This window comes from Paenibacillus auburnensis (genome assembly GCF_927798115.1).
In the GTDB taxonomy this organism is placed as follows: domain Bacteria; phylum Bacillota; class Bacilli; order Paenibacillales; family Paenibacillaceae; genus Paenibacillus_AQ; species Paenibacillus_AQ auburnensis.
The window spans coordinates 1295-2926 of the sequence record NZ_CAKMMG010000019.1; the positions used below are offsets into that span (position 1 = coordinate 1295).

1 rRNA gene (running past one end of the window) is annotated in these 1632 nt (G+C 52.8%); it reads right to left on the minus strand.

The annotated features are described in order from the left end of the window. Positions 1 to 1632: ribosomal RNA gene (locus L6H70_RS28590) — 23S ribosomal RNA — on the minus strand; its annotated part reaches 1294 nt to the left of the window's first position; the annotation flags it as partial.

The following is a 1632-nucleotide window of genomic DNA, read 5'->3' on the forward strand; positions in this document are numbered from 1 at the left end:
CTAGAGGCTTTTCTTGGCAGTGTGAGATCATGACCTTCGCTACTATAATTTTCGCTCCCCATCACAGCCCAGCCTTACGATGTGCGGATTTGCCTACACACCAGCCTCACTGCTTAGACGGACATCCATCAGTCCGCGTCACTACCCTCCTGCGTCACCCCATCGCTCATAGCGGATTACGGTGGTACAGTAATTTCAAACTGTTGTCCTTCGACTACGCCTTTCGGCCTCGCCTTAGGTCCCGACTTACCCTGAGCGGACGAGCCTTCCTCAGGAAACCTTGGGCTTTCGGCGGATCAGATTCTCACTGATCTTTTCGTTACTCATACCGGCATTCTCACTTGTATGCTGTCCAGCGCTCCTTACGGTACACCTTCAACCCACATACAACGCTCCCCTACCCCAGATGCAAAGCATCTAGCCATAGCTTCGGTGGTGTGTTTAGCCCCGTTACATTTTCGGCGCAGAGTCACTCGACCAGTGAGCTATTACGCACTCTTTCAATGGTGGCTGCTTCTAAGCCAACATCCTGGTTGTCTGTGCAACTCCACATCCTTTCCCACTTAACACACACTTGGGGACCTTAGCTGATGGTCTGGGCTGTTTCCCTTTTGACAATGGATCTTAGCACTCACTGTCTGACTCCCGGCAAGAAGTAAATGGCATTCGGAGTTTGACTGAGCTTGGTAACCCTTGCGGGCCCCGCACCCAATCAGTGCTCTACCTCCACCACTCCATTCACCGAGGCTAGCCCTAAAGCTATTTCGGGGAGAACCAGCTATCTCCGAGTTCGATTGGAATTTCTCCGCTACCCCCACCTCATCCCCGTATTTTTCAACATACGTGGGTTCGGGCCTCCAGTGCGTGTTACCGCACCTTCACCCTGGACAGGGGTAGATCACACGGTTTCGGGTCTACGTCCACATACTCAATCGCCCTATTCAGACTCGCTTTCGCTGCGGCTCCGGCTTCTCACCTTAACCTTGCATGTTAAACGTAACTCGCCGGTTCATTCTACAAAAGGCACGCCATCACCCCTAGATCGGGCTCTGACTTTTTGTAAGCACACGGTTTCAGGTTCTATTTCACTCCCCTTCCGGGGTGCTTTTCACCTTTCCCTCACGGTACTGTTTCACTATCGGTCGCCAGGTAGTATTTAGCCTTAGCAGATGGTCCTGCTGGATTCATACGGGGTTTCACGTGCCCCGCACTACTCGGGATCCGTCTCGGAGAGAACACAGTTTAGGTTACAGGGCTTTTACCTCTATCGCGGGCCTTTCCAGACCTCTTCACCTACCATATTCCTTTGTAACTCCATGTGAGACGTCCCACAACCCCAAGGGGCAAGCCCCTTGGTTTAGGCTGTTCCGCGTTCGCTCGCCGCTACTGACGGAATCACTATTGTTTTCTCTTCCTCAGGGTACTTAGATGTTTCAGTTCCCCTGGTCTGCCTCTACACACCCTATGTATTCAGGTGTGAGTAACTGCGAATTACCACAGCTGGGTTTCCCCATTCGGACACCCCCGGATCAAAGCTTGCTTACAGCTCCCCGAGGCAGTTTCGTTGTTCGCCACGTCCTTCGTCGGCTCCTGGCGCCTAGGCATCCTCCGTGTGCTCTTATTAGCTTAACC